This window comes from Streptomyces sp. B21-105, from assembly GCF_036898465.1.
Taxonomy (GTDB): domain Bacteria; phylum Actinomycetota; class Actinomycetes; order Streptomycetales; family Streptomycetaceae; genus Streptomyces.
On the sequence record NZ_JARUMJ010000001.1, the window covers coordinates 6,449,823 to 6,471,178 of the forward strand.

The 21,356-nt window shown below is 71.6% G+C and carries 15 protein-coding genes; 12 read left to right on the forward strand and 3 right to left on the reverse strand.

The window, feature by feature from the left end:
- Positions 1-5: 5 nt before the first annotated feature.
- Positions 6-1,106, reverse strand: coding sequence for an acyltransferase family protein (locus tag QA802_RS29195; protein WP_334528659.1), 1,101 nt, complete (start codon positions 1,104-1,106; stop codon positions 6-8).
- Positions 1,107-1,478: 372 nt separating this feature from the next.
- Between QA802_RS29195 and QA802_RS29200 the strand changes: the two genes are divergently transcribed.
- The 6 genes from QA802_RS29200 (at position 1,479) to QA802_RS29225 (ending at position 8,910) form a co-directional block, all read left to right on the forward strand.
- A complete protein-coding gene (locus QA802_RS29200; protein WP_334528662.1) occupies positions 1,479-3,707 on the forward strand; it encodes an MMPL family transporter in 2,229 nt (742 codons plus the stop codon).
- The gene (locus QA802_RS29205) at positions 3,685-4,260 is read left to right on the forward strand and encodes a GNAT family N-acetyltransferase (protein WP_319171076.1); all 576 of its coding nucleotides are present in this window, start codon (positions 3,685-3,687) and stop codon (positions 4,258-4,260) included. The genes QA802_RS29200 and QA802_RS29205 overlap by 23 nt, the downstream gene beginning before the upstream one ends.
- A 35-nt stretch (positions 4,261-4,295) precedes the next feature.
- Complete coding sequence (locus tag QA802_RS29210; RefSeq protein WP_334528666.1) at positions 4,296-4,907, forward strand: hypothetical protein; 612 nt, start codon at positions 4,296-4,298, stop codon at positions 4,905-4,907.
- Positions 4,908-5,113: 206 nt separating this feature from the next.
- Positions 5,114-5,308 (forward strand): hypothetical protein, encoded by a 195-nt coding sequence (locus QA802_RS29215; RefSeq protein WP_319171074.1) that lies wholly within the window; start codon positions 5,114-5,116, stop codon positions 5,306-5,308.
- A gap of 170 nt (positions 5,309-5,478) precedes the next feature.
- On the forward strand, positions 5,479-8,640 hold the full coding sequence (locus tag QA802_RS29220; protein WP_334528669.1) for a helix-turn-helix transcriptional regulator: 3,162 nt from the start codon (positions 5,479-5,481) through the stop codon (positions 8,638-8,640).
- A gap of 36 nt (positions 8,641-8,676) precedes the next feature.
- Positions 8,677-8,910 (forward strand): DUF6191 domain-containing protein, encoded by a 234-nt coding sequence (locus QA802_RS29225; RefSeq protein ID WP_334528672.1) that lies wholly within the window; start codon positions 8,677-8,679, stop codon positions 8,908-8,910.
- 16 nt (positions 8,911-8,926) lie between these two features.
- On the opposite strand, the gene QA802_RS29230 is transcribed toward QA802_RS29225, so the two are convergent.
- Both QA802_RS29230 and QA802_RS29235 read right to left on the reverse strand, forming a co-directional pair.
- Complete coding sequence (locus QA802_RS29230; protein WP_334528675.1) at positions 8,927-10,087, reverse strand: PQQ-dependent sugar dehydrogenase; 1,161 nt, start codon at positions 10,085-10,087, stop codon at positions 8,927-8,929.
- A gap of 274 nt (positions 10,088-10,361) precedes the next feature.
- On the reverse strand, positions 10,362-11,360 hold the full coding sequence (locus tag QA802_RS29235) for an aldo/keto reductase (protein WP_334534974.1): 999 nt from the start codon (positions 11,358-11,360) through the stop codon (positions 10,362-10,364).
- Positions 11,361-11,435: 75 nt separating this feature from the next.
- On the opposite strand from QA802_RS29235, the gene QA802_RS29240 reads away from it, so the two are divergent.
- From QA802_RS29240 to serA, 6 genes are all read left to right on the forward strand, one after another.
- Complete coding sequence (locus QA802_RS29240) at positions 11,436-12,389, forward strand: 2-hydroxyacid dehydrogenase (protein ID WP_334528678.1); 954 nt, start codon at positions 11,436-11,438, stop codon at positions 12,387-12,389.
- Positions 12,390-12,731: 342 nt separating this feature from the next.
- Entirely contained in the window at positions 12,732-15,752 is a 3,021-nt protein-coding gene (locus QA802_RS29245; RefSeq protein ID WP_334528681.1) for a putative bifunctional diguanylate cyclase/phosphodiesterase, read from the forward strand.
- A gap of 251 nt (positions 15,753-16,003) precedes the next feature.
- Positions 16,004-17,851, forward strand: a complete 1,848-nt coding sequence (locus QA802_RS29250) for an acetolactate synthase large subunit (RefSeq protein ID WP_319171069.1) — start codon at positions 16,004-16,006, stop codon at positions 17,849-17,851.
- Between the two features lie 22 nt (positions 17,852-17,873).
- Positions 17,874-18,398 carry an acetolactate synthase small subunit gene (gene ilvN / locus QA802_RS29255; protein WP_057584948.1) on the forward strand — a complete coding sequence of 175 codons (525 nt, stop codon included), beginning with the start codon at positions 17,874-17,876 and terminating at the stop codon, positions 18,396-18,398.
- A 117-nt stretch (positions 18,399-18,515) separates the two neighbouring features.
- On the forward strand, positions 18,516-19,514 hold the full coding sequence (gene ilvC, locus QA802_RS29260) for a ketol-acid reductoisomerase (protein ID WP_046261684.1): 999 nt from the start codon (positions 18,516-18,518) through the stop codon (positions 19,512-19,514).
- Between the two features lie 233 nt (positions 19,515-19,747).
- Positions 19,748-21,337: a phosphoglycerate dehydrogenase gene (gene serA, locus QA802_RS29265; protein ID WP_334528690.1), complete on the forward strand. Its 1,590-nt coding sequence runs from the start codon at positions 19,748-19,750 to the stop codon at positions 21,335-21,337.
- Positions 21,338-21,356 lie beyond the last annotated feature (19 nt).

Consider the following 21,356-nt stretch of genomic DNA (forward strand, 5'->3'; position numbering starts at 1 on the left):
CCCTTTCAGGACACCGACACCGTCTCCTTGGGCCTTCGCGCCGCCGTCAGGCCCCGCATCAGCCCCTTGCGCATCCGTCGTCCCAGCGGCCCCTCGACCCAGCGATGGAGCGCGTACGACAGAAGCAGCATCGCGGTCATCGTGACGGCGATGTTCCCCCAGTGGCCGAGGGCGGGCACATGCCGCGTCAGCCCCTTGGCGAACGGGAAGCCGATGGTCATGTGCACCAGGTAGAAGGGGTAGGTGAGCGCGCCGGCGGTCACCAGCCAGCGTCGGCGGATGTTCCGCAGCGGGCCGAGGGTGGCCAGCATCAGCACTCCCAGGAAGGCCGTCAGCAGCAGGGCGCACAGGCTCCAGGAGACCGTCCTGGTACTCCCGGCCTCGGTGAGATGCCAGTTCACCCGGACCTGGAGCACGCTGAGCTGATACGCCCACGCCATTCCGAGCAGCATCCACAGCATCAGGTTCTGGCCGAAGCGGCACATCAGGTAGAGCGCGATACCGGCGACGAACAGCCCCGCGTAGCTGCTCACGACGAACTGGTCCAGGAGCTTGTTGTGGGTGGAGTAAGTGATGTATGCGGCGACCAGCCACACCGTGCAGAAACCCAGCAGCCGCTCGTAGGTCGCGCCGAACTTCAGCATGACGGCCATCAGCAGATAGAACCGGGCTTCCACGTCGAGCGTCCAGGCGACGCCTGCGAGCATGTCCACGTGCAGCGGTGCGGGAAACATCGTGAGATTCGAGACGACGACCCGCGGATGGATGTCCGCCGGGACGTTGTCGGTCTGCTGCGGCAGCAGCGCGACGCGCGTGACGATCAGAATGAGGACGGCCCAGTACGCGGGAAAGAGCCGGGAGAGGCGGGAGACCGCGAACTCGCCGACCGTGCGCCCCCACGCGCTCATGCAGATGACGAACCCGCTGATCAGGAAGAACATCTCGACGCCGAGCCAGCCGTACAGCGAGGCGCGGTGGACGACGTTCGCGAACTCTCTGGGTGAGTCTCCCCAGACGGCCGTGTTCGTCGTTCCGAGGTAGTGGAAGCAGGCGACGGCGAGCGCTGCCACGAGCCGCAGACCGTCGACGAGCGCGAGGCGCGGCATCTGGGCGGTCTTCGCGGAGACGACGGGCGGTAACGGTTGTTTACCGGATGTTTCTTCGGGTCGTTCCGGCGCAGTTTGGATGGTCATGATTCCCCCCCGGGGTCGGTGAACCCCAGCAATTTCTCCTGCTGTGTTCTCCCTGTCAAACGTGAGTTCTTGGTACAGCTGTGCGAGGCGTCAGCTGACATGCGGGTCGTCATTGTCCTGTGATCTGCCTCCCACTCCTGCTGAAAAGACCCGTGAAGCGGCAAACGATCAGCTTCCCCTGCGAGAGTGGCCTGGCATCGCTCATACGTTCTTTGCGGGCTTTTCAGGTCAGACGCGACTGTTCCCGGTAAAAGACCCACAATTCGTCCTCCGGGAGCACGTCAAGTGGCAGCCCTCGCACGCTGGTGTGCTCACCACCGCCTCATGGCGGTACTGATCTGGCTCCTCGCTCTCGGCGGCACCGCCACCGCCGCGCTCGCCGTCGGCTCCGCGTACTCCGACGACTACGAGGTCCCCGGCACCGAGTCCGGCCGCGCCACCCAGCTGCTCACAGAGGGCTTCCCGGCCCTCGGCGGTGACAGCGACACCGTCGTCTGGCACACCACCCCGGGCTCCGTCCGCGCCGCCGACGTCGCACACACCATGACCCGCACGCTGGACAAGATCGCCGGCCTGCCCGGCGTGGCCTCCGTCACCGGCCCCTACGACGACCAGGGCACCACACGGATCAGCGAGGACGGGCACACGGCCTACGCCACCGTCACCTTCGAGGACCGCCCCGAGGACATCGACGAGGGCGAGGCGCGGGCCGTCGTCGACGCCGCCGAAGCCGCCCGGACCGACGGACTCCAGGTCGAGCTGGGCGGCACCGCGATCGGGCTCACCGAGACCTCCGGCGGGCATCTCGCCGAGATCGTCGGAGTGGTCGTCGCTGCGGTCGTGCTGTTCCTCGCCTTCGGCTCGCTCGCCGCCTCGGCGCTGCCCCTCGTCACCGCCCTGGTCGGCGTCGGCACCGCGTACGCGGGCATCGAGCTCCTCGGACACACCATGACCGTCGCCGACTTCGCGCCCATGCTCGGCCTGCTCATCGGGCTCGGCGTCGGCATCGACTACGCGCTGTTCATCGTGACCCGACACCGGCGCGGGCTGAAGCGGGGACTCATCGTCCCGGAGGCCGCGGTCCACGCCGTCGCCACCACCGGACGCGCGGTCGTCTTCGCCGGCGCCACGGTGTGCATAGCCCTGCTCGGCATGCTGATCCTGCGGCTGAGCTTCCTCAACGGTGTGGCGATCGCCGCCTCCCTGACCGTGCTCCTCACGGTCGCCGCCTCCGTCACCCTGCTGCCCGCCCTGCTGTCCTTCATCGGCATGCGCGCCCTCAGCCGCCGTGAACGGCGCCACCTCGCCGAACACGGGCCCCAGCCGGAGCTGCCGACCGGACTCGCCGCCCGCTGGTCGGCGTTCGTGGAGCACCACCCCAAGCTGCTCGGCGCGTCGGCCCTCGTCGTCATCGCCGTTCTCGCCCTGCCCGCCTTCTCCCTCCGGCTGGGCACCTCCGACCAGGGCAACGCCACGAAGTCGGCCACCACCCGCCAGGCCTACGACCTTCTCGCCGAGGGTTTCGGCGCCGGTGTGAACGGTCCGCTGACCCTGGTGACCCGCGTCGAGGGCGGCGAGGACCGGCTCGCCCTCGACAACCTCGACACCGCCCTGCGCACCACCGAGGGCGTGGCCTCGGTGACCCCGGTGACCTTCGGCTCCGGCGGCCACACCGCGTACCTCACCGTCGTACCGGAGTCCGCGCCGCAGTCGCAGCGGACCAGTGAGCTCGTCGACCGGCTGCGCACCGAGGTGCTGCCCCGCGCGGAGGCCGGCACCTCCCTCGACGTGCACGTCGGCGGGGTCACGGCCGGCTACGACGACTTCGCGGACGTCATCGTCGGCAAGCTCCCGCTGTTCGTCGGCGTCGTCATCGGCCTGGGCTGTCTGCTGCTCCTGCTCGCGTTCAGGTCCGTCGGTATCCCGCTCAAGGCGGCCGTGATGAACGTCGCGGCCGTCGCCGCCGCCTTCGGGATCGTCGTGGCCGTGTTCCAGTGGGGGTGGGGGAGCGGGCTGCTGGGGCTCGGCCGCGCGGGGCCCATCGAGCCCTTCCTCCCCGTGATCATGGTGTCGGTGCTGTTCGGCCTCTCCATGGACTACCAGGTCTTCCTGGTCAGCCGGATGTACGAGGAGTGGCTGGAGACCGGCGACAACCGGCGCGCGGTCCGCGTCGGCCTCGCCGAGACCAGCCGGGTCATCAACTCGGCCGCCGTCATCATGATCTCGGTCTTCCTCGCCTTCGTGCTCAGCGGCGACCGGGTGATCGCCATGTTCGGCATCGCGCTCGCCGCCGCCGTCGCCCTCGACGCCTTCGTCCTGCGCACCCTCCTCGTCCCCGCCCTCATGCACCTGCTCGGCGGCGCCAACTGGTGGCTGCCCCGCGCGCTCGACCGGCGCCTGCCGCGGATCAGCATCGAACCGCCCGAGTGCCGGACCGCCCATGAGAGGCTCACCGGGGCAATGGAGGAACTGGAGAGGGAGCCACGGCCGGATGTACGCGATATCGCTGGGTGACGACGGCGCCGAGCTGCGCCCCCTGGAGCCCTGGCACGCCGAGGAGTTCCTGACGCACCTGCAGCGCGGCCGGGACTTCATCAACCGGTACGTCCCCTTCGGCGCCAAGGCCGTCGACGTGACGACCGCGCGGGAGGCGCTGCAGAGGTACGCCGACATGCGGGCCGCCGACACCGGCTCGCTGCACGGCCTGTGGCTGGACGGCCGTCTGGTGGGCGGTGCGCTCCTGCTGAACTTCGACGCCGCGAGCGCGAACTGCGAAGTCGGCTGCTGGCTGGAACCCGCCGCCACCGGGCGCGGACTGATCACCCGGGCCGTGCGGGTCCTGATCGACCACGCGGTGGAGCAGCGGGGGATCCAGCGGGTCGAGTGGATCGCCTCCGCCGGCAACACGGCCAGCCTGAACGTGGCCCGCCGGCTCGGGATGACCCGCGACGGCGTCCGCCGCCAGGCCTACCCCTATCGTGGGGAGCGGCACGACCTCGAGGTGTGGTCCGTGCTGGCCCAGGAGTGGCGTGACGCTCGCGCGAAAGCCGCTCACAACGATCATTAAGGGACCTCTCAGAGAGCGTCCGTACGGTGCGGGGTATGGGAACCAAGACTGCTGACCAGGCCGGGGCCGAAACCGGCGCCGGGGCCACGAGCGACGAGGAGAACGTGGACGTCACCAAGACCGAAGCCGCCGACGACCGGGCGGCGACGGAGACCGAGGAGCTCACGAACTCCGAGGAGACCGCCGCCGAGGACGCGCAGGCCGCCCACGACACGGACCCCACGGACGACGCTCAGGGGCTCCGGAAGGAGTCCTTCGGCGTGGGACAGGGCGCGGGCGCGGTCGTCTCCGTGGTCCTCGGCTTCGTGTCGCTGACCGGCAGCTGGGTCGGCACGATCGCCGGTGCGCGCCAGACCCTCGTCGGCCAGCTGGAGACCTCCACCGGTGCGAGCGTCGCCCACCAGGTCCAGGCGGTCTACGGCGACGCCTGGCAGATCACCGCCCTGTGGGCCGGACTGTTCGCGCTGGCCGCGCTGGTCACCGGCGTGGTCGTGCTGGCCCGCCCGGCCTTCGGCAGCCCGCCCCGCCCGCAGGCGGCCTGGATCAAGTCGGTCTCCTGGGCGGGCGTGGCGATCGGCGTCATCGGTCTGCTGCTGGCCGTGCTCAAGTACACCGACGCGCTGCTCGGACTGCCCTCCGGGAGCTGAGTTCCCGCAGTCTCCGCAGACCACGAGGGGTCTCAGGGCCGCCGTAAGCACCTTACGGCCGGCTCTGAGGCCCCTCGAGCCGTCTAAGGCCCCGCCGGCCGCCGAAGATGCGGAACTCTCCCGATGTGGCGGACCCCCCTGGGAGACGAAGGTTGAGGCATCGCAAGAAAGCGAAGCCGAAACCGATCTCTCAGAGGACGCACACCATGTACGAGTACGAGCTCCACCAGGCCCGTTCCGCCGAACTGCGCCGCCGGGCCGCCGACGAGCGGCTCGCCCGCACCGCCGCCCGGGGAGCCCGCGCCGCCCGTCGCGCCGCCGTCGAACGCGCGAACGGGGGCGCCGAGTCCGAGTCCCATAGCCACCGTCTCCGCCGGCTCCGGTTCCCCCGGACGGCGTGACAGCCTCGGCGGCGGCGGGCGGTCGCACGGGGGTCGGCCGCCCGCCCACCGGGGAGACACCCGCCGGGGGAACACCCGCAGGGGACCCGCCCATCGGGGATCCGCCCACAGGGGAGACACCCACCGGGGGCCCGGCGATAACCGCTGGGCCCCCCTCGCGCCCGCGTGCGATGCTCGCCCCCGTGGAGACCACGTCCGTCAGCCCTGTCTTCGTCGGCCGCTCCGACGAGCTGGACATCCTGCACGACGCGCTCTCCCGCGCCGCCGCGGGAGAGCCCCAGGCGTTGCTCGTCGGCGGCGAGGCCGGGGTCGGCAAGACCAGGCTCGTAGAGGAGTTCGCCGCGACCGCCGGCCGTGCCGGCGCCGTCGTCGCGGTCGGCGGCTGCGTCGAGATCGGCGCCGACGGACTGCCCTTCGCCCCGTTCTCCACCGCCCTGCGCGCTCTGCGCCGGGCCCTGCCGGACGAGTTCGTCGCCGCCGCTGCCGGACAGGAGGACGAGCTCGCCCGGCTGCTGCCGGAGTGCGGGGAGAGCACGGTCCAGCGCCACGACGAGGAGGGCCTGGCCCGGCTCTTCGAGCTCATCGCACGCCTTCTGGAACGCCTCGCCGTCGGCCGCACGGTCGTCCTCGCCCTGGAGGACCTGCACTGGGCCGACGCCTCCACCCGCCATCTGCTGTCCTACCTGCTGCGCACCCTGCGCACCGGCTGCCTAGTCGTCCTCGCCACCTACCGCGCCGACGACATCCACCGCCGTCACCCGCTGCGCCCGCTGCTCGCCGAACTCGACCGGCTGCGCACCGTACGGCGTCTCGAACTCGCCCGCTTCACCCGGGACGAGGTCGGCCGCCAGATCGCCGGCATCCTGGCCCGCGAACCCGACCCCGCGCAGGTCGACGCCATCTTCGAGCGCTCCGACGGCAATGCCTTCTTCGTCGAGGAACTCGCCGTCGCCGCCTGCGAGGGCTGCCGCGCCGGCCTCACCGACTCCCTGCGCGACCTGCTCCTCGTTCGCGTCGAGACGCTGCCCGACAGCGCCCAGAACGTCGCCCGGATCGTCGCCGAGGGCGGCTCCATCGTCGAGTACCGGCTGCTGGACGCCGTCGCCCGGCTCGCCGAGGACGATCTGATCGAGGCGCTGCGGGCCGCCGTCAACGCCCATCTGCTGCTTCCCGTGCCCGAGGGGGACGGCTACCGGTTCCGCCACTCCCTGGTCCGCGAGGCGGTGAGCGACGACCTCCTGCCCGGGGAGCGCTCCCGCCTCAACCGCCGCTACGCCGAGGCCCTGCGGGCCGACCCGACGCTCGTCCCCGCCGACGAGCGCGTGATGCGGCTGGCCAGCTACTGGTACCACGCCCACGATCCGGCCAAGGCCCTGCCCGCCGTCCTCGACGCCTCCGTCGAGGCCCGCTCCCGGCGCGCCTACAGCGAGCAACTGCGGCTCCTGGAGCGGGCGATGGAGCTGTGGGAAGCCGCCCCCAAGGAGGTGCGGGACACGCTGCGCCCCATCGGCCATGCCGAGGTGTACCCTCCCTGCCCGCCGGAACGACACGGGGCCACTCCAGGCGGCCGCGACCCCGCCACCACCCCGCTGCGCTACCTCGACCTCATGGCCGAGGCCGCCGTCGCGGGCCGTTACTGCGGGGAACGCGAACGCGCCCTGAAGATCGCCAAGCGGGCGCTGCGGCTGCTGGAGGACGGGGACGGCGATCCCCGGCGCGCCGCCTGGTTCTGGGTGCAGCGCTCCCGTCTGGTGCGCTCCCTGGGCCGGGGCAGCGGTCGCGAGGAACTGACCAGGGCAGAGGAGTTGATGCGCGGTCTGCCGCCCAGCGAGGTGCACGCCGAGGTGCTCGCCCACGTCGCCGGCTGGTCCGCGCTCCACGTGCCGGGACCGGACGCCTACCGGGCCGCCGAGCGGGCGGTGGAGTACGCCCGGATGGTCGGCGCCCGCGAGACCGAGCTCAAGGCCCGCCAGATCCTGGGCATCCTCATGGTCGACGCCGGGCACATCGAGCCCGGCCTCACCGAGCTGTCCGAGGTCAAGGACCGGGCGCTCGCCGAGGACATCCCCACCGCCGCGCTCGACGCCTATGTGAACCTCCCCTCCGAGCTGGAGTCGGTGGGACGCTCCCGGGAAGCCGTCGCGATCATGGCGGAGGGACTCGTCTACGCCGAACGGCAGGGACTGCCGGACACCGAGGCGTGGGTCCACGGCAACCTGGCCGAGTCCCTTCTGTCGCTGGGGCGTTGGGACGAGGCGGACCGGGCGAGCGCCGAGGCGGGACGCATCGCCCGGGGCGTGGGTCCCAAGGGCATCCATGCCACACTCCGTGCCGAACTCGCCCTGGCCCGCGGCGACCTCGCCGAGGCGGGCCGCCGACTGGCCGCCGCGCAGGGCTACTTCGGTTCCCGGGAACACAGGCCGCAGGACCATCTTCCGCTCGCCCGTCTCGCCATCGCGCTCGCCGTGGCCGAGGACCGGCCCGCCGACGTCCGCGCCCACCTCGAACACGCCCTGGACGTCGGATTCCCGCCCGGCGCCCAGCGGTACGCCTGGCCCCTGCTGCTCACCGCGGCGTCGGCGGTCAGCGCGGCTTCGGCGGTCAACACGGTCCCGGCGGTCGCCGCCGTCCCGGCAGCGGCCAACGGTGCCCAGGCGGCCAACGGTGTCCCGGCGGGCACCGCGGCGGCCGGGACCGACGCCGGGCTCGCCGCCCGGATCCGCCGGGCGGCGAAGAAGCTCGTCGCCGTCGTCCCCGTCTGGCAGGCGCACGCACTGTGGCTCCACGCCGAACTCGCCCGTGCCGAGGGCCGCGACGCCCCGGACGGCTGGTGCGAGGTCGTCGCCGCCTTCGAGTGCCTGGAACGCCCCTACGATCTCGCGCGCGCCCGGTACCGCATGGCCGAGGCCCTGCTCCGCGTCGGGGGCGACGCCGAACGCGAGCGGGCCGCCGAACTCCTGCGCCTCGCACGTGCGGTCGCCGCCCACCTCGGGGCCCGTCCCCTCGCCGACGCCGTGGACCGGCTGGGCCGGCGCGCCCGGCTGCCCCGGACCGCGGCCACGGGCCCGTCGGACACCCCGGCCGGTCCCGCGGACCCGCTCGCCGCACTCGGTCTCACCCGTCGTGAACGCGATGTGCTGCGTCTGGTCTCCGCCGGCCGCACCAACCGCCAGATCGCCGAGGAACTGTTCATCTCCCCGAAGACGGCCAGCGTGCACGTCTCGAACATTCTGTCGAAGCTCGAGGTCTCGGGCCGGGGGGAGGCGGCCGCGGTGGCCCACCGCCTGGGGCTGTACCCGCCGACGGCCGGGGAAGCTCCGATCGCGCGATAATGGGACGAGCTGACCGCGACCCGGCAGAGGAGAACGATGTTCAACGCCTTCGAGGAACTCTTCTCACCGGGCCGCAAGCACACCCGGGACGAGCAGAACCGGCTGGAGCTGACCCGGGAGGACGTCGGCGACGCCGATCCCGGGCGCGGGCCGATAGACCTCGCCTCCGGAAAGGTCGTGGTCCGCCCGTCCGAACCGGAACCGCCGGGGGACGGGCCGACGGGGGAGAAGCGGGCAGCGGAGGAGCCGTCCGGGCCGGGAGTGCGGTGACGGGCGACGGCGACGGTCAGGTGACCCGCAGCTCCAGGATCCGGTCGTCCCCCTTCTTCGGAGCGCCGCGGCCGTCCGTGGCGCTGGTGGTGACCCACAGCTTGTCGCCGCCCGCCGCCACCACCGTGCGCAGCCGGCCGTACTCGCCCTTGAGGAAGGCCTGCGGATCCGCGGAGACGGCCGTGCCCTTCAGCGGTACGCGCCACAGCCGCTGCCCCCGCAGACCCGCCATCCAGATCGAGCCCTGGGCGTAGGCGATGCCGCTCGGAGAGGCCTCGTCGGTGTGCCACTGGGCTGCCGGGTCGCGGTACTTCCCGTCCTTGGAGATGCCTTCGGCCGCCGGCCAGCCGTAGTCGGCGCCGGGTTCGATCGCGTTCAGCTCGTCCCAGGTGTTCTGGCCGAACTCCGAGGCGAACAGGCGCTGTTTGGCGTCCCAGGCCAGCCCCTGCACATTGCGGTGGCCGTACGAGTACACCGGGGAGTCCGGGAACGGGTTGCCGGGGGCCGGCTCGCCCTCCGGGGTCAGCCGCAGGATCTTGCCGCCGAGGGACTTCTTGTCCTGCGCCAGCCCCCGGTCGCCGTTCTCGCCGGTGCCGACGTACAGCTGCCGGTCGGGGCCGAAGGCGATCCGGCCGCCGTTGTGGATCATGCCCTTGGGGATGCCCCTGAAGACCGTGTCGGGCGCCCCCAGCTGATCGCCGACGGGCCGCTTCGCGTCGTAGACCATGCGGACGACGCGGTTGTCGGAGTCGGAGGTGAAGTACGCGTAGACCATGTGATCGGAGGCGTAGTCGGGGGAGAGGGCTAGGCCCAGCAGGCCGCCCTCGCCGCCCGCGGAGACGCCCGGCACCTCGCCCAGCTCGGTCTTGCGGCCCGTTTTCTCGTCCACCCGCGTGATCGTGCCCTCGTCGCGCGAGCCGACCAGCAGGCCGCCCTCGGGGAGGGGAGCGAGGCCCCAGGGGCTGTTCAGCCCCTCGGCGACCGTGCGCACCACGTCGACCGTGCCCTTCGCGGGCGGGGTCTCCTCGGCGGCCGGGGAGGTCTGCGCGGCCGCACTCCCCGGGGACGCGCTGGCGGAGGCGCGGGGCGACCCCCCGGCGCCGGAGGAGCAGCCGGCCGTCACCAGCAGGGCACCCGTGGCCAACACGGCCGACACAGCTCGACGTCGCACGATCATGGTCCCTTCGACACGCAGGTTCCTTCGGCGGACTTCACCTGTCATACGCCGGTGAGGCCTCCCTGGTTCCCGTTCGGCCCGGGTCGACCCGAAAGCGGTGCTCGTTCCCCGACTCCCGTACCCCGGCGGGGACGCCGGGACGCTCGTTCCCCGGCTCTCGCGCCTTGGTCGGGAGGCCGGTCGCTTGTTCCCGGTTCCTGCGCCCTGGTCGGGAGGTGGTCGCTCGTTCCCCGGCTCTCGCGCCCCGGTCGGCGGGCCGGCCGGGGCGGGACGCTCACTCCCACGATCCCCGCGCCCCCGGCAGACGCGACAGCTCGGCCAGGTCCTGCGGCGTCAGACGCAGACGGGACGCGCGCGCGTTCTCCGTCACCCACCGGTCCCGCTTGGCGCCCGGGACCGGCACCACGTGCCGGCCCTGCGCCAGCACCCACGCCAGAGCCGCCTGCGCGGCCGTCACGGTGTCGCCGTGGCGGGCGGCGACCCGGCGCAGGCCGACGACGATCGGCTGGTTCGCGGCCATCATCTCGGCGGTGAACCGTGGATGCCGGGCACGCATGTCGTCCGGCTCGAAGCCCTCACCGGGGGTCAGCCTGCCGGTGAGGAAGCCGTTGCCGAGCGGCATCGCGGCCAGGAAACCGACCCCGTGCGCCTCGCACCACGGCAGCAGGCCGTCCAGCGCTTCCGGCGACCACACCGACAGCTCCGCCTCGACCGCGCTCACCGGGAAGACCTGCTGGACGCGCCGCAGCTGCCGAATCGTTCCGTCGTACAGGTGTCCGCTCGATCGCCGGCCGCCCCGCGCCCCCACGGCACACAGCCCCAACGCCCGCACCTTGCCCGCCCGGACGAGCTCGGCCATCGCGCCCCACGTCTCCTCGACCGGCACCTCGGGGTCGGCGCGGTGCAGCTGGTAGAGGTCGATGACATCCGTCTGCAGCCGCCGCAGGGAGGCGTCGCAGGCCCGTTTCACGTACCCCGGGCGGCCGTTGGCCACGATGTGCTGTTCGCCGACGAGCAGACCGACCTTCGTCGACACGAACGCGTCCTCGCGCCGCTCCTTCAACGCCCGCCCCAGTAACAGCTCGTTGGTGAACGGGCCGTACATGTCGGCGGTGTCCAGCAGGGACGAGCCCTCGTCCAGCGCCCGGTGCACCGCCCTGAGCGACTCGTCGCCCCGCTGCCGCGACCCGCTGTACGCCCAGCTCATCGGCATGCACCCGAGACCGACGGCACCCACCTCGAGCGCCCCCGCGCCGATCGTCCTGCGCTCCACCTGCTCGAAACCCTCCCTCACCCGACCCCCAACCTAACCTCTGCCAGGACGTGGGCCTGACATAGCCTCCCGACCATGAGTGCTGACGTATGGCTGCCCATCCCCCCACAAGAGATCGAGGGCCTCCCCAAGGGCCCGGACTACCGCTTCTGGAACGGCGAGCGGGACTTCCCGGCGGATCCCGCCGACTGCGCCTTCTACGTCGTCCCCTACATGAAGGCCCCCGAGGTCGGGCAGCGGCCGCTGCCCGCGATGAGCTCGCTGGAGGTCGTGCAGACCCTGTCCGCCGGCATCGACCACGTGGAGCCGGCCCTCGGGTCGCTGCCTACCGGGGTACGGCTCTGCAACGCGCGCGGGGTCCACGAGGCGAGCACGGCCGAGCTCACGCTCACCCTGGTCCTCGCCTCGCTGCGCGGAATCCCCGACTTCGTCCGGGCCCAGGACCGGGGGGAGTGGCTCGGCGGGTTCCGGCCGGCGCTCGCCGACAAGAACGTGCTCATCGTCGGATACGGCTCCATCGGCTCCGCCATCGAGGACCGGCTCGCGCCCTTCGAGGTGGCGCGGGTGGCGCGCGTCGCGCGCTCCTGGCGCACGACGGCGCGCGGTCCCGTGCATCCACTCGCCGAACTGCCCGCCCTGCTCCCCGAAGCGGACGTCGTGATCCTCTGCACGCCCCTGAACGAGACCACCCAGGGCCTCGCCGACGCCGGGTTCCTGGCCCGGATGAAGGACGGCGCGCTGCTCGTCAACGTGGCCCGCGGCGGGGTCGTCGACACCGAGGCGCTGCTCGCGGAGCTGGAGAGCGGCCGGCTGACCGCGGCGCTGGACGTCACCGACCCCGAGCCGCTGCCGGCGGGGCACCCCCTGTGGTCCGCGCCGGGCGTCCTCGTGAGCCCGCACGTCGGCGGACCCACCTCCGCCTTCCGGCCCCGCGCCGAGCGTCTGCTGACCGACCAGTTGCGCCGCTTCGTGAACCGCGAGCCGCTGCGCAACGTGATCCTCACGACGGGTGCGCCCACGGGAACGTGACGGCGACGGCACTCCCGCGGTCCGGTTCGGCCACCCTCCGCAGTCCCCCGGACGCGTTCTGTACCTCATCCGGGCGCATATGCCGATGATCGTCACGCAGCGTAGAGGAACTATGTCCCTGAGTGACGAGACTGGTGTATCGTCCCGACAGGGGCTACGTCGCGCACGATCGGCGTGAGGGACGGATATTTCAGACTTTCGAGGGGGGCGACGGGCGATGCACGGCCAATGGACGAACGATCCGACGCGGCGGAGCCACCGGCGACCCTGGCGCTCGGCCGCGCGCGGACCCGGTCGCAGCACTCACCGGGACCCGGGGGCGGCACGGACCGGGAGGGCCCGGTGAGTTCGCCGTCGACCTCCACCCCCCTCCTCGACGGAGCGCCGCGCACGCGGCCTCCGACGGGGGCGCCGCGCCTCGCCCCGCCGCCCGCGGGCGGCCCCGGACCCAACATGGTCCACCAACTGCTGCTGGCCTTCCTGTGCGCGGGGTACGCCGTCGGCGCCGCGTTCGGCTGGGGTTCGGACGAACTCGCGCTGATCATGGGCGACTTCGGGCTCACCGCCGCCGCCGGCACGGCCGCCGTGTCCTGCTTCTGCTACGCGCGCATCCGCCGGGTCCGCTTTCGACCCGCCTGGATGCTGTTCTCGCTCTCCTCGGCGATGGCGGCCCTCGGCAACCTGGTCTGGGGCTGGTACGAGGTGGTGCTGGGGCGGCCCGTGCCCAGCCCCAGCCTCGCCGACCTGTTCTTCCTGTGCTTCGCGCCACCCGCCATCGTGGGGCTGCTGGTGCTCGCCGCCCGCCCCGTCACCAAGGCGGGCTGGGTCTGCCTGGGGCTGGACGCCTGGCTGATCGCCGGCTCGCTGCTCACCCTCTCCTGGAGCCTCGCGCTCGCCCAGGCCGCCAAACTCGACGGCCCGAGCGTGTCGCACGCGGCGCTTTCGCTGGCGTACCCGCTGCTCGACATCGCCCTGGTGAGCATGGTGCTGGTGCTGCACTTCCGGCGCACCGCGGTGAACCGCACCGGGGTCAACACGGCCGTCGGCGCCCTCGCGCTGACCGTCCTGTGCGACGCCCTGTTCACGTCGCCGCTGCTGCACAACGACTACCGCTCGGGCCAGCTCCTGGACGCGGGCTGGTTCGCCGGCTCGCTGCTCCTGGCCTACGCGCCCTGGGCGGCCTACCGCCGGCACGGACGGGTGGCGGACGAGGGGCACACGCGCGTGGTGCACGAGCACCTGCCCGGACAGCGCGCCGGAGCGCGGAGCGTCATGCCCTCGCAGGCCCAGACTCCCCCGCAGGGCGGCGACCACGTCTGCTATCCGGTCACCCGGCCCATCACCGGCTCGCTGGCCGCGCTCACGCCCTACCTCGCCGCCGCCGTCTGCACCCTGGGCATCCTCTACAACGTCCTCAACGGACGCAGCGTCGACCGCGTGGTGCTGCTGACCGGCGGCACGGTCGTGCTCGCCCTCGTGGTCCGCCAGGGGATCATGCTGCTCGACAACATCGCCCTCACCCAGGAACTTGCGCAGAAGGAGAACCACTTCCGCTCCCTGGTGCAGGGCTCCAGCGACGTCATCATGATCGCCGCCCCCAGCGGCGTGCTGCGATACGTCTCCCCGGCCGCCGCCGGTGTGTACGGCCGCCCCGCCGAGGAACTGGTGGGCACCGAACTGGCCCACCTCATCCACCCGGAGGACCTGGGCTGCGTGGTCCACGAGGTGCGCCGGTTTCTCGCCGCCAGCCCTCAGGACGAGCCCACCACGCGCATCGAGTGCCGTTTCCGGTCCGGCGCGGGAGGCTGGCTCAACGTCGAGTCGACCGTCAACCGGCATCACGGCGGCCTGATCTTCAACAGCCGGGACGTGACGGAGCGGGTGCGGCTGCAGGCGCAGCTCCAGCACAACGCCGAGCACGACCCGCTCACCGACCTGCCCAACCGCGCGCTGTTCACCCGGCGCGTCCAGCAGGCGCTGTCCGGCCGCCGCAGCACCGACCGGGGCGCCGCCCTGCGGGGCACCGCCGTCCTCTTCATCGACCTCGACGGCTTCAAGGCCGTCAACGACACCATCGGCCACGCCGCCGGGGACGCCCTGCTGGTGCAGGCCGCCCGCCGGCTGCAGGACGCGGTCCGCCAGGGCGACACCGCGTCCCGGCTGGGCGGTGACGAGTTCGCGGCCCTGATCGTCGGCGACGGCACCCGTGACCGGGCCGCCCGCGAGCGTCACATACTGGAACTCGCCGACCGCCTCCGGCTCACGCTCTCGCAGCCGTACCTCATCGACGGCCAGGAGGTCCGCGTCGCCGCGTCCATCGGCGTCGCCTTCGCGGAACCCGGTCTGGGCGCAGGGGAGCTGCTGCGCAACGCCGATCTCGCCATGTACCGCGCCAAGGCGGACGGCAAGGGCCGGGTCGAGCTGTACAAACCGCAGATGCAGCAGGACGTCGTACGCAAGGCGGAGCTGGCCACACGGCTGCGCGCCGCGCTGCACGACGGCGAGTTCGCCCTCCTGCACCAGCCCGTGGTGCGCCTCTCGGACGGCCGGATCTCGTCGGTCGCCGCACAGGCCCGCTGGCGTTCCTCGCAGGGCGTGCTCTTCACGCCCGCCGAGTTCCTGCGGTCCGCCGAGGCCAGCGACCGGACGGCCGAACTGGGCCGCTGGCTGCTGGAGGAAGCCGTCGAGCAGGCCGCCGACCGGACCGTGAGCGGGCTGACACTGCCCGTCGTCGTCCGGCTGGGCGCCCGGCGGCTGGTGGACCGCTCGATGCCGCTGGGCTCGATCGAGGCGCTGCTGACGCGGCACGGCCTGCCGTCGGGCTCGCTGGTGGTCGAACTCTCGGACACCGACCCCCGGGCGCCGCTGGACGAGCTGGAGCGCCGCCTGGGGGCCCTGCGCCGCCTGGGCGTCCGTATCGCCCTGGACGGCTTCGGAAGCGGCTACGGGGCCCTCACGGCGCTGCGCCGGCTCCCGGTGGACATCCTCAAGCTCGACCGCTCGCTGGTCGAGGGGGTCGTCGAGTCCGCCCGGCTGCACAAGATCACCGGAGGGCTGCTGCGGATCGCCAATGATCTGGGGCTGCAGTCCGTCGCCGAGGGCGTGGACCTGCCCGAGCAGGTCGTCGCGCTGCACGCGCTGGGCTGCACGCACGGCCAGGGCATGGCGTTCTCCGGACCGCTCGACGAGTACCGGCTGCGCCGCGCGCTCGCGACCGGCCGCTATCCGGTGGCGCACGACGGCCCGGCGGAGCCTGCGTTCGCGGGCGGCGGCGCGGGGGTGTACACCAGTGGGGTGACCGCCGTCCTGGGGAGCGGAAGTGCCCTACGCTCACATAATGAGACTCCCGTCCCACCCACTTGACAGTCGGTGCGCGCCAGGGGGAGGGTCATTGCCATGCGCACCCGAATTCTCGTACTTGGCAAGCGCGTCGGCTGAAGCTGGTGACGTCCGGGCGGTCCCGGAACTCACGGCGACCCACACCCGGCGCGCTCCCCTCGCTTGCCTTATGGCACGAGGGGTTTTTTGTTGCACAAAACCCGGGGCGACGCACCACCCCCAGCAGCACCCGTAGAACCTTCAGTAAAACCCTCAGCATCGAGAAGAGAATGCCGATGACCGAGCAGGCCACCGGGGCCCATCCGCAGCCGCGGCCCCGATCCGGAGGACAGCACTCCGCGTCCGTCGAGCACGTGACGGGTGCGCAGTCCCTCATCCGCTCCCTCGAGGAGGTCGGCGCCGACACGGTATTCGGCATTCCGGGCGGCACGATCCTTCCGGCGTACGACCCGCTGATGGACTCCACCAAGGTGCGCCACATCCTGGTCCGCCACGAGCAGGGTGCCGGCCACGCGGCCACCGGCTACGCGCAGGCCACCGGCAAGGTCGGCGTGTGCATGGCGACCTCGGGCCCCGGAGCCACCAACCTGGTCACCCCGATCGCCGACGCGCAGATGGACTCCGTGCCGCTGGTCGCGATCACCGGCCAGGTGGTGTCCTCGTCGATCGGCACGGACGCCTTCCAGGAGGCGGACATCGTCGGCATCACCATGCCGATCACCAAGCACAGCTTCCTGGTCACCAAGGCCGAGGACATCCCGCGGGTGATCGCGCAGGCGTTCCACATCGCCTCCACCGGCCGCCCCGGCCCCGTCCTGGTCGACATCCCCAAGGACATCCTCCAGGCGAAGACCACCTTCTCCTGGCCGCCCGTCATGGACCTGCCCGGCTACCGCCCGGTGACCAAGCCGCACGCCAAGCAGATCCGCGAGGCCGCCAAGCTGATCACCGCCGCCAAGCGGCCGATCCTCTATGTCGGCGGCGGTGTCCTGAAGGCCGGCGCCACCGCCGAGCTGAAGGTCCTCGCCGAGCTGACCGGCGCGCCCGTCACCACCACGCTGATGGCGCTGGGCGCGTTCCCGGACAGCCACCCGCAGCACCTCGGCATGCCCGGCATGCACGGCTCGGTGGCCGCCGTCACCGGCCTGCAGAAGGCCGACCTGATCGTCGCCCTCGGCGCCCGCTTCGACGACCGCGTCACCGGCAAGCTGGACAGCTTCGCCCCGTACGCCAAGATCGTCCACGCGGACATCGACCCGGCGGAGATCGGCAAGAACCGCGTCGCCGACGTGCCGATCGTCGGCGACGCGCGCGAGGTCATCGCGGACCTCGTCCAGGCCGTCCAGAAGGAGCACAGCGAGGGCCAGCAGGGCGACTACAGCGCCTGGTGGAAGGACCTGAGCCGCTGGCGCGACACCTATCCGCTGGGCTACGACCAGCCCGCCGACGGCTCGCTCTCCCCGCAGCACGTCATCGAGCGCATCGGACAGCTCGCCCCCGAGGGCACGATCTTCGCGGCGGGCGTCGGCCAGCACCAGATGTGGTCCGCGCACTTCGTCCGGTTCGAGAAGCCCGCCACCTGGCTGAACTCCGGCGGCGCGGGCACGATGGGCTACGCGGTCCCGGCCGCGATGGGCGCCAAGGCCGGCGTCCCGGAGCAGACGGTCTGGGCGATCGACGGCGACGGCTGCTTCCAGATGACCAACCAGGAACTCACCACCTGCGCCCTGAACAACATCCCGATCAAGGTCGCCATCATCAACAACGGCGCCCTCGGCATGGTCCGCCAGTGGCAGACCCTGTTCTACAACCAGCGCTACTCCAACACCGTGCTGCACTCCGGCCCGAACGACGTCAACCCGGACGCCCGGGGCACGCGCGTCCCGGACTTCGTGAAGCTGTCGGAGGCCATGGGCTGCTACGCGATCCGCTGCGAGTCCCCGGACGACCTCGACAAGGTCATCGAGGAGGCGAACTCGATCAACGACCGCCCGGTCGTCGTCGACTTCGTCGTCCACGAGGACGCGATGGTGTGGCCGATGGTCGCCGCAGGCACCTCCAACGACGAGATCCTGGCCGCCCGGGACGTCCGCCCCGACTTCGGCGACAACGAAGACGACTGAGCGAGAGAGACGTAAAGAAGACATGTCCAAGCACACGCTCTCCGTCCTGGTGGAGAACAAGCCGGGCATCCTGGCCCGGATCGCCGCGCTGTTCTCCCGCCGGGGCTTCAACATCGACTCGCTCGCCGTCGGCGTCACCGAGCACGCCGACATCTCCCGCATCACGATCGTGGTGAGCGTCGACGCGCTGCCGCTGGAGCAGGTCACCAAGCAGCTCAACAAGCTCGTCGAGGTGCTGAAGATCGTCGAACTGGAGCCGGGACAGGCCGTTCACCGCGAACTCGTTCTGGTGAAGGTGCGCGCCGACAACGAGACGCGCTCGCAGATCGTCGAGATCGTCCAGCTGTTCCGCGCCAAGACCGTCGACGTCTCCCCGGAGGCCGTGACCATCGAGGCCACCGGCAGCAACGACAAGCTGACCGCCATGCTCAAGATGCTGGAGCCGTACGGCATCAAGGAGCTGGTCCAGTCCGGCACGATCGCGATCGGCCGCGGCGCCCGTTCGATCACGGACCGTTCGCTGCGCGCTCTCGACCGGTCGGCGTAAGTATGGGAACGGGCGGCCGACGTCATCGGCCGCCCGTATGCCGAGACCCCGAGACCAACCTTCCGCCCTCCGTCATACGGTGGGACGCACCACCTGCACTCAAGGAGAGAACCCAAAGTGGCCGAGCTGTTCTACGACGCCGACGCCGACCTGTCCATCATCCAGGGCCGCAAGGTCGCGGTCATCGGCTACGGCAGCCAGGGCCACGCCCACGCCCTGTCGCTCCGTGACTCCGGTGTCGACGTCCGCGTCGGTCTGCACGAGGGCTCCAAGTCCAAGGCCAAGGCCGAGGAGCAGGGCCTGCGCGTGGTGACGCCGTCGGAGGCCGCCGCCGAGGCCGACGTCATCATGATCCTGGTGCCGGACCCGATCCAGGCGCAGGTCTACGAGGAGTCCATCAAGGACAACCTCAACGACGGCGACGCGCTGTTCTTCGGCCACGGCCTGAACATCCGGTTCGACTTCATCAAGCCTCCGGCCGGCATCGACGTCTGCATGGTCGCCCCGAAGGGCCCGGGCCACCTGGTGCGCCGTCAGTACGAGGAGGGCCGCGGCGTTCCGTGCATCGCCGCCGTCGAGCAGGACGCCACCGGCAACGCCTTCGCGCTGGCGCTGTCCTACGCCAAGGGCATCGGCGGCACCCGCGCCGGCGTCATCAAGACGACCTTCACCGAGGAGACCGAGACCGACCTGTTCGGTGAGCAGGCCGTCCTCTGCGGTGGTACGGCCGCACTGGTCAAGGCCGGCTTCGAGACGCTGACCGAGGCGGGCTACCAGCCGGAGATCGCCTACTTCGAGTGCCTGCACGAGCTGAAGCTGATCGTCGACCTCATGTACGAGGGCGGCCTGGAGAAGATGCGCTGGTCGGTCTCCGAGACCGCCGAGTGGGGCGACTACGTCACCGGTCCGCGGATCATCACCGACGCCACCAAGGCGGAGATGAAGAAGGTCCTCGCCGAGATCCAGGACGGCACCTTCGCGCGCGAGTGGATGGCCGAGTACCACGGCGGCCTGAAGAAGTACAACGAGTACAAGCAGCAGGACTCCGAGCACCTGCTGGAGACCACCGGCAAGCAGCTGCGCAAGCTGATGAGCTGGGTCGACGAAGAGGCGTAGCCTTCAGGACAGGGGTCGGAGCGCACTGCTCCGGCCCCGTTGTCCATCCTGTCCCACCACGGACGGGTGATCCTGCCGCGGAGGCGTGAGGCGACCTCCGCCGCAGCACTACACTGCTGCACTACATACGCGTTCAGGCCCACAGCGTCGTGCGTCTTCCACGCGGCTAGCCCCTCCTCCGCCTGCGGCCGTCGGGACGGCCGTCCGCACGCTCTGGACTTGTGAGGACTCACGTGAGCTCGAAACCTGTCGTACTCATCGCTGAAGAGCTGTCGCCCGCGACCGTGGACGCGCTTGGCCCGGACTTCGAGATCCGGCACTGCAACGGAGCGGACCGGGCCGAACTGCTCCCGGCCATCGCCGACGTCGACGCGATCCTGATCCGCTCGGCCACGAAGGTCGACGCCGAGGCGATCGCCGCCGCCGGCAAGCTGAAGGTCGTCGCGCGGGCCGGCGTCGGCCTGGACAACGTCGACGTCTCCGCCGCCACCAAGGCCGGCGTGATGGTCGTCAACGCCCCCACCTCGAACATCGTGACCGCCGCCGAGCTGGCCTGCGGTCTGCTGCTCGCCACCGCCCGCCACATTCCGCAGGCCAACGCCGCGCTGAAGAACGGCGAGTGGAAGCGCAGCAAGTACACCGGTGTGGAGCTGGCCGAGAAGACCCTCGGCGTCGTCGGCCTGGGCCGCATCGGCGCGCTCGTCGCCCAGCGGATGTCCGGCTTCGGCATGAAGGTCGTCGCCTACGATCCGTACGTGCAGCCCGCGCGCGCCGCGCAGATGGGCGTGAAGGTCCTGACGCTGGACGAGCTGCTCGAGGTCGCCGACTTCATCACCGTCCACCTGCCGAAGACCCCCGAGACGGTCGGTCTGATCGGCGACGAGGCGCTGCGCAAGGTCAAGCCGAGCGTGCGCATCGTCAACGCCGCGCGCGGCGGGATCGTCGACGAGGAGGCGCTGTACTCGGCGCTGAAGGAGGGCCGGGTCGCCGGCGCCGGCCTCGACGTGTACGCGAAGGAGCCCTGCACGGACTCCCCGCTGTTCGAGTTCGACCAGGTCGTGGCCACCCCGCACCTGGGTGCGTCGACCGACGAGGCGCAGGAGAAGGCCGGTATCGCGGTCGCGCGGTCGGTGCGTCTCGCCCTCGCCGGTGAGCTGGTCCCGGACGCGGTGAACGTCCAGGGCGGTGTCATCGCCGAGGACGTCAAGCCCGGTCTGCCGCTCGCCGAGCGCCTCGGCCGCATCTTCACCGCGCTGGCCGGCGAGGTCGCGGTCCGTCTCGACGTCGAGGTGTACGGCGAGATCACCCAGCACGACGTGAAGGTGCTGGAGCTGTCGGCCCTCAAGGGTGTCTTCGAGGACGTCGTCGACGAAACGGTGTCCTACGTCAACGCCCCGCTGTTCGCGCAGGAGCGCGGTGTCGAGGTGCGGCTGACGACCAGCTCGGAGTCGGCCGACCACCGTAACGTCGTCACCGTGCGCGGCACGCTCTCGGACGGCGAGGAGGTGTCCGTCTCCGGCACGCTGGCCGGTCCCAAGCACCTGCAGAAGATCGTCGCGGTCGGCGAGTACGACGTCGACCTCGCGCTCGCCGACCACATGGTCGTCCTCAAGTACGAGGACCGGCCGGGCGTCGTCGGCACCGTCGGCCGGGTCTTCGGCGAGGCGGGGATCAACATCGCCGGCATGCAGGTCGCCCGGGCGGCCGTGGGCGGCGAGGCCCTGGCCGTGCTGACCGTGGACGACACGGTGCCCGCGGGTGTGCTGGCGGAGGTCGCGGAGGAGATCGGCGCGACGTCTGCTCGTGCCGTGAACCTCGTCTAGGTTCGCCGCACGTTCTGGG

Bases quoted from the DNA above. Each gene is read 5' to 3' on its own strand.
- QA802_RS29210 (WP_334528666.1), top strand. From the start codon at position 4,296: ATGGGAACCAAGACTGCTGACCAGGCCGGGGCCGAAACCGGCGCCGGG.
- QA802_RS29195 (WP_334528659.1), bottom strand. From the start codon at position 1,106: ATGCCGCGCCTCGCGCTCGTCGACGGTCTGCGGCTCGTGGCAGCGCTC.
- QA802_RS29230 (WP_334528675.1), bottom strand. From the start codon at position 10,087: ATGATCGTGCGACGTCGAGCTGTGTCGGCCGTGTTGGCCACGGGTGCC.
- QA802_RS29240 (WP_334528678.1), top strand. From the start codon at position 11,436: ATGAGTGCTGACGTATGGCTGCCCATCCCCCCACAAGAGATCGAGGGC.
- QA802_RS29250 (WP_319171069.1), top strand. From the start codon at position 16,004: ATGACCGAGCAGGCCACCGGGGCCCATCCGCAGCCGCGGCCCCGATCC.
- QA802_RS29225 (WP_334528672.1), top strand. From the start codon at position 8,677: ATGTTCAACGCCTTCGAGGAACTCTTCTCACCGGGCCGCAAGCACACC.
- QA802_RS29220 (WP_334528669.1), top strand. From the start codon at position 5,479: ATGCTCGCCCCCGTGGAGACCACGTCCGTCAGCCCTGTCTTCGTCGGC.
- ilvN (WP_057584948.1), top strand. From the start codon at position 17,874: ATGTCCAAGCACACGCTCTCCGTCCTGGTGGAGAACAAGCCGGGCATC.
- QA802_RS29205 (WP_319171076.1), top strand. From the start codon at position 3,685: ATGTACGCGATATCGCTGGGTGACGACGGCGCCGAGCTGCGCCCCCTG.
- QA802_RS29215 (WP_319171074.1), top strand. From the start codon at position 5,114: ATGTACGAGTACGAGCTCCACCAGGCCCGTTCCGCCGAACTGCGCCGC.